Genomic DNA, 7,173 nt, shown 5'->3' with positions numbered 1-7,173 from the left:
GACGTTTTTGTCCATGCCACCGCTGTGGAACGAGCCGGTTTGGGATCGATCGTCGAAGGTCAGAAACTGTCTTTCGACGTGGTTGAGGATGCCCGGTCCGGCAAGAGCTCCGCGGATAACCTTCAAGCACTTTAGGTCCAATCGACATTCAGGATTCATTTTTGGACTGATGTGTAATTCATGGTTTTCCAGATTTGATGATCTGGAGCCCCGACATGGTGAAACCGAAGCGTTATGAACTGACCGCCGAGCAATGGCGTCGTATTGAAGGACTTTTGCCCGGCAAGCTTGGCGATCCTGGGCGAACAGGCGTGGACAATCTTCGCTTCGTCAACGGCGTCCTTTGGGTCCTTCGCTCAGGTGCGCACTGGCACGACCTGCCCGAGCGCTACGGCAAATGGAAGAGTGTCCACAAGCGCTTCTCCCGATGGGCCGAGGCCGGTGTGTGGGAGAACGTCTTCGAGCATCTCATCGACGATCCCGACAACGACTATGTCTCGCTCGATTCCAGTTTGGTGCGCGCTCACCAGCAGGCGGCCACCGGCAAGGGGGGCGGCCAAAAAGGGGGGACCAGGCTCTGGGGCGTTCCCGAGGAGGACTGACAACCAAGATCCATATGGCCGTCGACACCCTTGGCCGACCTTTGCGCCTCATCCTCACACCCGGTCAGCGCGGTGACGCGCCTATCGCACCAGATTTGCTCGAGGGGCTGTCGCCCCGTCGGGTACTGGCCGACAAAGCTTATGATTCAAACGCTTTGCGCGCACTGATCGCTCACATCGGAGCGGAAGCGGTCATACCCTGTAACCTAACCCGAAAGCAGCCCATCCCGTACGACTTCGAGGCCTACAAAATCCGCAATACCGTCGAACGCTGCTTCAACAAGCTCAAACACTTCAGGCGCATCGCAACGCGTTTCGACCGAAGGGCAATCCATTTCCTAAGCTTTCTACAAATCGCAGCCGCAATCCTATGGATGAGATGAATGTCGATTCAGCCTAAAGCGCCACGAGACAATTCCGTCTATCAATGGTCATGGGCCCCGTAATGCGGGGACCATGATGCAACATTTCGCACGGCTTCGGGATCAATGAAAAAACGCATTACGAGAGACAATTTGTTCAAACCAACCCTGTCGAGGGCTGAAACAAGAGCTGACATAACGGACAGGACAGCCAGGTCGATTTTGGATGCGGAAGCGGCAAAGCGTCGCGAGAAAACTGCGAAACTCAAGTCCCAGCGCCTCGCCCGGATCGCGGAAAAGGCCTGATTGCATACTGTCGGCAAAGCACCAGGATTGAAGAATTCGCGATGCTGGAATCTCTGAAGGCAGGTGTGACCCTGTTCTAGGGTTTGCCCCTTTCATGACAGGCGTCACAGCATACATTCGGTTGGTTCGTGTCAAGGTCAACAACTCGGACAAAGCTGCCACTAAGAATGTTTCGTCAGGATTCTTTGGAAATCCCTAACTTTCTTCACGCTCCGATTGCAGATGGTTCAATATCGGACACTCGTCGTCATTGTCGTCGCACAACCTTATCATCTCAATTAGCGCACTCTCCATACTCTTTAAGTCTGCCATTTTATCCTGAACATTCTTGAGGTGTTTGGAGGCAATGGTCTGTGCCGTTGGGCAACTTTTTTGCGAGCCATCGGTCAATCCGAGCAATGATTTGGCACCAGGTATTGGAAGACCCAGTTCCCGGCATCTCCTTACGAAACGGAGGCGTGCAACATCACTTTCCGAATAGGTCCGTCTGCCCGAAGCCGTTCGATCCGGCTTTGGAACAATGCCCTCGCGCTCGTAGTAGCGGATGGTTTCGATTGCAACGCCACTGCGTTCTGCAGCTTGTCCGATGGAAATCATGACTCAACCCTTGATCCTGTAGTGGCTACAGGATGCATATTTGCGTGAGGAAACCAAACTTCTTCGGGAGCCAGCCGTGAAAGACAGACTTCTTTCGATTGGAATTGTGGGGACCGTTGTGGCGGCCGTATGCTGTTTTACGCCTGTGCTTGTGCTGTTGCTTTCGGCAGTTGGGCTATCAGCCACCATTGGTTATCTGGATATTGTTCTTCTGCCAGCGCTGGCGATTTTCATACTAATGACGGGATATGCACTATGGCGACGCCAGCGGCAGTAGAACTACAGTCGACAATCACTTGCCCAAACTGCGGTCATGTCGAGACTGAGACGATGCCGACGGACGCATGCCAGTGGTTTTATGACTGCAAGGGATGTGGCGTGCTTCTCAAGCCCAAGGAGGGCGAGTGCTGCGTGTTTTGCTCCTACGCCACCGTTCCCTGCCCACCGATACAAGAAGGCAAATCCTGCTGCTAAGCAGCGTCAGGATTGGGCTCATTCCGGTAGTTATATACAAAGCAAACCTTTAGAGGCGAAAATATTTGGTGTGAAAGTCGGCAGCTCGGATTTTTTTGCATACCGCATTATACCGCAGCTCCTTCACCGGAAAAATTGTTCAGCTTCGACATGATATCTTCGACACTTCCTCGCACTTCCAGCGTGCGTTGCCCGACAAACTCGATGGTGGTCGTATCTTTTGAAGATCCGTAGCTGACCATCACAAGGTGATTCACATTGATAAAAACACTTCTTTCGGATGTGGTCTTCTGGAGTTCGAGATAAACCGGCATGAATGTCTCCTTTGATTGGCAACCGTATTTGACCCAGCTCACTGAATATCAGCCACGGATCTGTTAGGTGTCTGTTCGGGATGGATGGAGCATGAAACGCAGATTTTCAGATGAGGTTTTGCTTCATCTCAGCTCACATGACCCACTTCGCCGGATATAGGGTCGATCGCAGGTCCAGTTGTTGCCTGAATAATTAAGATGGGCGTTTGGAGGAAGGTCAATTCTCACACAGGTCTCGCCATCAGCACGGAAACCCCGGTTGCAGGACCATCCCGACCCATAGGCAGCCTCATTGAGGTAAGCGTTTTCGGGCACCACTACCAGGATGCAGCTTTCCTTGGAGGCCCGGTATTTACGTTCGCATTCCCAACCTGAGCCGGATGCGCGGTTTGTCGCGAACGCATTTTCCGGGATTTCGATCAGGACGCAAGTTTCGTCAACTATTCTATAGCCGCGTTCACAGGCCCACCCTTGCGAATAGGAAGAACTGTCCAGATATCCGTTGGCGGGCACCTCAATCTTCAGGCATGCCTGTTCACTCTTCCGATAGCCTCTCTGGCATTTCCATCCGTCTCCGGACGTATTCAAATGAGCGTTTTCAGGAATTGCTACGGCGGTGCATGTTGCATCGGCTTCCACATAGCCGTGTTTGCAGTTCCAACCCCGGCCATAACGTGTTCCTGTCGGGTAGGCGTTTGCGGGTATATCGAATTCAACGCAATCTCCACTAATTTCGCGATACCCGGGATTGCATTCCCATCCGCTCCCGCGGGTCTTCGCGCTGGCATTTTCAGGGATGTTCTCCTGGGACAGGGCGGATCCGCACACAATCGACAACGCAAAAACAAGGATCAGTGCACTGAAAATTGAGCGGCAGTCTTTTTCCAGACTTAACAATAGGTATTTCTCCTGTGAATGACCCGGACGCTAATGCCTTGGTGATCGGCATTGCCAAACGCAGACCGACATCTGGCTTTGCGGTGGAACAATTGAAGCAGATCCAGATCAGAAACTGCTGGCAGTGAGGACGAATGGCGTTCGACCGCCTCGGTGGTATACCGCCATCGCAGCTACAATTATTTCCGCTCGGGCATCATCAAAAGCCGCAAGGTAGCTAGCTTCTGTCCGTGCGGGGTGCTTCATTTTCTTTTCAAGCGCTTCAATCTCAATGAAAAATGGAACTTCGAACATGCCATCGTATCCGCTGAAGCGGACGCGTTTACCGGTTTCATCATAGCTCCGGCTTAGATTTGGAAATGTCAGCGCCATTGTTGCATCATCCTCGCGGGTCCGAGGGTGTTGGCAGCTCCGATCCGCTTTTACCAAGCCAAATATCGATTATGCGCGAGATATTGTCTGTTATCGGTCGATCCAAACAGCAGTAAAAGGATCGGTCATTCATCACTTGGATTTTTTCGACGTGGTGAAACTACTGTCAGCATTCTTGACCTGGGCGCCAAACGCGCTCTCGGTTTTTGCCGGCTTCTTATCCTTCTTGGGCTTCCTGATTTCGCGATTGCTGCGTTTTTGTCCTTTGGCCATTGTCCATTTTTCCTTTTGATGTGCCGGTTATCGAAACAGGAAATCCGGCTGATTGGTGGTTCGATTTTCGTGACAGAGACCGTTTGCTTGTTTCTCCCGATCCTTTTGCCGGGAACCTCACCTTCGGTTCCTGCAAAGAAGTTCAGTCTTCCTGACGCACGGCTTCATCAAGTTCCGAGGGATCCACTGGAACCAAACGGACTTTTCCCAATGGGCCAGACACTCCGGGAAGATGAATGAATGTGGCAATACGACATTGGTCTGCGGTGTATTTTCCGTTCACCAGTTTCTCGTCCTGTTCGACGGCGTAATCACCCGCAGGTTGAATTTCATCGATCCCGTAGAGTGAAAAGGGCGCTGCAAAACGGACCGTGAAATGCTGTGTTCGTACTGTCATATTCATGATCCCGAATGTGGTGGTCGTTTCTGTTGTGTCGCATTGTCATGTGTTGATGTGAAGAACCGCCAGGATCGAGTTGCCAGTACATCCGTGGTCAACTTGCCAAATCCTGGCAGTTTCAGATCCGGTCAGGTTTGCGGCCTTGTTTTGGGCGCTTGCACCCCGGCCAGGATCTTGTTGCGGCAATTACCCTCAAAAAACGCTCTTACAACCAGTGTCTGGGCGGGTATTTGCAAACATATGATTCGAAACGCGCTGCAAGGCCGAACACTCTGGAGCAAGGAAGACGCTTTGTAATTGTCCCAGCATGCGAGTACGAATGGCAAAAGCAAACATAGACGGATGCCACGCCGTCCGAATTAATCGAAATCTGGAAATAGAATGGCGGGTCGAGAACCTCTGACGCCGCGATGAGCCATGCCGCCCAAAAACGATGGATGGCTTGTTCCATGCAATTGCGGTTTAATTAAGGTTAGAGCAACGATATCGACAATGCTGCGCCGGAATGTTGGCTGCACGTCTCCAGGGGTCTTAATAAAACCGCAATCCCGCCATAGTCAGGTGCATCGACGATTTGCCTGCGTGGCTCTTTGCGGGATAGTGATCTTTCATTCCGCCATTCTTATTCAGATTTTCGATACGAGAACGCACTGCGAGTGAACTCGCGCTGCGCGTATTTCAAGTTTTTAAGGACGATTCTCATGACCCGCGGAACCGTGAAGTTTTTCAACAGCAAAAGGGGTTTTGGTTTCATAACGCCCGATGAAGGCACTGAGGACATCCTTGTGCATATTGCTTCCCTCGAAGCATCCGGAATTGGTGGCCTTGCTGATGGGCAGAAAATTCAATTCGACACTGTGCCGGACAGGAATGGTCGTAATGCTGCGTCCAATCTTCAGCTGACCTGATCTCCTTTGCATTGCCCCAGGTGTCGGAACATAAGCGGCAGTAGGGACATACGGGATGATCTCGAAACTGGTTGTACGGAAAGGCGGGGCGGGGAAATCCCGCCAATTTTTGTTTCATTCGAAAGGGCAGCCAATGACGCATACGGATCTACGTGAGACACTTCACAGCAACTTCATCAAGATTGAGGTCGTCACGACGGACACCACCGGTCTAAAAGAGACCGCATTCGGATCTCTGGAAACGAGCTGGAATGTCTACAGCACCTTGAGATTTGCCTATCGTGGGGTCAGGTTCAAGAATATTCAATCCATTGAAGATTTGGAGGCCATTGCAGCCAGGCGGCCCGACCTCGTGGTCGTCTGTGTCAAGTATTTCATCGACCCTTTGACCGGCGATCAAATCTGGTTTTCGGACTATTTCGAGCGGCACAACATTCAATTTACAGGTTCGAACCGTGCAACCCTCGAGTTCGATTCCAACAAGAGCAAGGCCAAGACGGTTCTTGCGCAAAAGGGAATACATACAGCGCAATTCTTTTTGACGCAGCCCGGTCAGTACACGTCCGAATTACAGTTGCCTCTTCCGCTGCCCCTGTTTGTAAAACCTCTTGATGCGGCAAATGGAAACGGCGTTGATCAAAATTCGGTTGTTCGTGATTTCGATAGCTATTGCACCAAGGTTGAGGAGATTTTCGACGACTTCAATGTGTCCGCCCTGGTTGAGGAAATACTGCCGGGACGTGAGTTTACAGTTGCGGTCCTTGACGATCCTTCGAACGCACGCCGGTCCGTAATGCCCGTTGAAGTGTTGGTGCCCAGAAACGCCAAGGGCGACCGGATTCTCGGGCAACAGGAGAAACTGGACAACAACGAACAACTTCTGGGTATTGACGAGCCTGACTTGTCTGCGGTGTCCACGCTCGCCAGTCAGGCTTTTACGGCTCTCGGTGCACGGGATTTCGGGCGCATTGACATCAAGATGGATTCAAACGGTGTTCCGTACTTTATTGAAGCCAACCTCGTCCCGGGCATGACTCCCGTGACAAGTTACTTCCCCCGTGCCTGCCAGATTGCGGGTGGGCTGACCTATGACGATGTTGTACTGGAAATTGTGAATCTGGCATTGTCACGAAGTTGCTTTCCGACACCCACAATCGGCGGCGGACAAACTCGGGATGCGATTTAGATCACATCAGCAAAGCGACTGAGCTCCGACACTCTCGAATTGAGATTTGTGTACGATTGGCCACCAAATGTTCGCACTGAAATGGGCGTTAAGTATTTCGCACCCGCAACGAAGGTCTGCTTTCCCCCAACTCGGTCGTCAAGTGCGTTGTGGCGAATGCCTCAAGCGGGGCTCGTAACCGTCCTTTGTTGTTCACAAACTTTACCGACACTGACCATCAATTCAGAGCGGGCGCCGGAGTGCGCGCGCTGGGAGGCGGGTGGGTTTTCACACCGCCGGTTTCGAGATCTCGCACCGATCAAACGATACAGGCGATCTGCATAAAGGGCCGGATCGCGGCGCTCCCATGGAGATTTGAGAGCGCCGCGTCCTTCCTGCCTTAATCGTCAGAGGAAGGCAGAAGCTGTTTCGCTTTCTGCGCATTCTCGGTGAGCAGCCCTGCCCCACCTGCGGTATAGCTGGTGAGCGGGAAGCGGAAGTAG

Annotated in this window: 11 protein-coding genes and 1 pseudogene; 6 read left to right on the top strand and 6 right to left on the bottom strand. The window is 52.2% G+C overall.

From position 1 onward, the window contains the following. Window positions 1-135, top strand: a 135-nt coding sequence (locus OOZ53_RS26185) for a cold-shock protein (RefSeq protein WP_271092754.1), incomplete at its 5' end; no start/stop codon positions are given. 80 nt (window positions 136-215) lie between these two features. After that, a pseudogene (locus OOZ53_RS26180) lies at window positions 216-985 on the top strand (IS5 family transposase). 480 nt (window positions 986-1,465) lie between these two features. On the opposite strand, the gene OOZ53_RS26175 reads toward OOZ53_RS26180, so the two are convergent. Beyond that, the gene (locus OOZ53_RS26175) at window positions 1,466-1,867 is read right to left on the bottom strand and encodes a MerR family transcriptional regulator (RefSeq protein ID WP_271092753.1); all 402 of its coding nucleotides are present in this window, start codon (window positions 1,865-1,867) and stop codon (window positions 1,466-1,468) included. Between the two features lie 76 nt (window positions 1,868-1,943). Here OOZ53_RS26175 and merF point away from each other — a divergent pair, with 76 nt between their 5' ends. Next, window positions 1,944-2,144 carry a mercury resistance system transport protein MerF gene (merF, locus tag OOZ53_RS26170; RefSeq protein WP_271092752.1) on the top strand — a complete coding sequence of 67 codons (201 nt, stop codon included), beginning with the start codon at window positions 1,944-1,946 and terminating at the stop codon, window positions 2,142-2,144. Continuing rightward, window positions 2,123-2,341 carry a GDCCVxC domain-containing (seleno)protein gene (locus OOZ53_RS26165; RefSeq protein ID WP_271092750.1) on the top strand — a complete coding sequence of 73 codons (219 nt, stop codon included), beginning with the start codon at window positions 2,123-2,125 and terminating at the stop codon, window positions 2,339-2,341. Before merF ends, OOZ53_RS26165 begins: the two co-directional genes overlap by 22 nt. Window positions 2,342-2,448: 107 nt before the next feature. Here the strand turns inward: OOZ53_RS26165 and OOZ53_RS26160 are convergent, their stop codons facing one another. From OOZ53_RS26160 to OOZ53_RS26140, 5 genes are all read right to left on the bottom strand, one after another. After that, window positions 2,449-2,655: a hypothetical protein gene (locus OOZ53_RS26160; protein ID WP_271092749.1), complete on the bottom strand. Its 207-nt coding sequence runs from the start codon at window positions 2,653-2,655 to the stop codon at window positions 2,449-2,451. A 123-nt stretch (window positions 2,656-2,778) separates the two neighbouring features. After that, window positions 2,779-3,552: a hypothetical protein gene (locus OOZ53_RS26155; RefSeq protein WP_271092748.1), complete on the bottom strand. Its 774-nt coding sequence runs from the start codon at window positions 3,550-3,552 to the stop codon at window positions 2,779-2,781. 108 nt (window positions 3,553-3,660) lie between these two features. Continuing rightward, entirely contained in the window at window positions 3,661-3,924 is a 264-nt protein-coding gene (locus tag OOZ53_RS26150; protein WP_271092747.1) for a DUF1488 family protein, read from the bottom strand. A gap of 132 nt (window positions 3,925-4,056) precedes the next feature. Beyond that, window positions 4,057-4,197 (bottom strand): hypothetical protein, encoded by a 141-nt coding sequence (locus tag OOZ53_RS26145; RefSeq protein ID WP_271092746.1) that lies wholly within the window; start codon window positions 4,195-4,197, stop codon window positions 4,057-4,059. A 142-nt stretch (window positions 4,198-4,339) separates the two neighbouring features. After that, a complete protein-coding gene (locus OOZ53_RS26140) occupies window positions 4,340-4,594 on the bottom strand; it encodes a hypothetical protein (RefSeq protein WP_271092745.1) in 255 nt (84 codons plus the stop codon). A gap of 704 nt (window positions 4,595-5,298) precedes the next feature. Between OOZ53_RS26140 and OOZ53_RS26135 the strand changes: the two genes are divergently transcribed. Continuing rightward, window positions 5,299-5,505, top strand: coding sequence for a cold-shock protein (locus OOZ53_RS26135; protein WP_271092744.1), 207 nt, complete (start codon window positions 5,299-5,301; stop codon window positions 5,503-5,505). A gap of 55 nt (window positions 5,506-5,560) precedes the next feature. Continuing rightward, window positions 5,561-6,691, top strand: a complete 1,131-nt coding sequence (locus tag OOZ53_RS26130; RefSeq protein WP_271092743.1) for a D-alanine--D-alanine ligase family protein — start codon at window positions 5,561-5,563, stop codon at window positions 6,689-6,691. Window positions 6,692-7,173: the final 482 nt, after the last annotated feature.

The organism is Allohoeflea poritis (genome assembly GCF_027889715.1).
In the GTDB taxonomy this organism is placed as follows: domain Bacteria; phylum Pseudomonadota; class Alphaproteobacteria; order Rhizobiales; family Rhizobiaceae; genus Hoeflea_A; species Hoeflea_A poritis.
The sequence above is the reverse complement of the archived record's forward strand: the minus strand, read 5'-3'. Positions and strand labels throughout refer to the sequence as shown.

What these genes read in the sequence shown, in the direction of transcription:
- OOZ53_RS26140 (WP_271092745.1), bottom strand. Translation starts at nt 4,594, where the DNA reads ATGACAGTACGAACACAGCATTTCACGGTCCGTTTTGCAGCGCCCTTT.
- OOZ53_RS26135 (WP_271092744.1), top strand. Translation starts at nt 5,299, where the DNA reads ATGACCCGCGGAACCGTGAAGTTTTTCAACAGCAAAAGGGGTTTTGGT.
- OOZ53_RS26160 (WP_271092749.1), bottom strand. Translation starts at nt 2,655, where the DNA reads ATGCCGGTTTATCTCGAACTCCAGAAGACCACATCCGAAAGAAGTGTT.
- OOZ53_RS26165 (WP_271092750.1), top strand. Translation starts at nt 2,123, where the DNA reads ATGGCGACGCCAGCGGCAGTAGAACTACAGTCGACAATCACTTGCCCA.
- OOZ53_RS26145 (WP_271092746.1), bottom strand. Translation starts at nt 4,197, where the DNA reads ATGGCCAAAGGACAAAAACGCAGCAATCGCGAAATCAGGAAGCCCAAG.
- OOZ53_RS26175 (WP_271092753.1), bottom strand. Translation starts at nt 1,867, where the DNA reads ATGATTTCCATCGGACAAGCTGCAGAACGCAGTGGCGTTGCAATCGAA.
- OOZ53_RS26150 (WP_271092747.1), bottom strand. Translation starts at nt 3,924, where the DNA reads ATGGCGCTGACATTTCCAAATCTAAGCCGGAGCTATGATGAAACCGGT.
- OOZ53_RS26130 (WP_271092743.1), top strand. Translation starts at nt 5,561, where the DNA reads ATGATCTCGAAACTGGTTGTACGGAAAGGCGGGGCGGGGAAATCCCGC.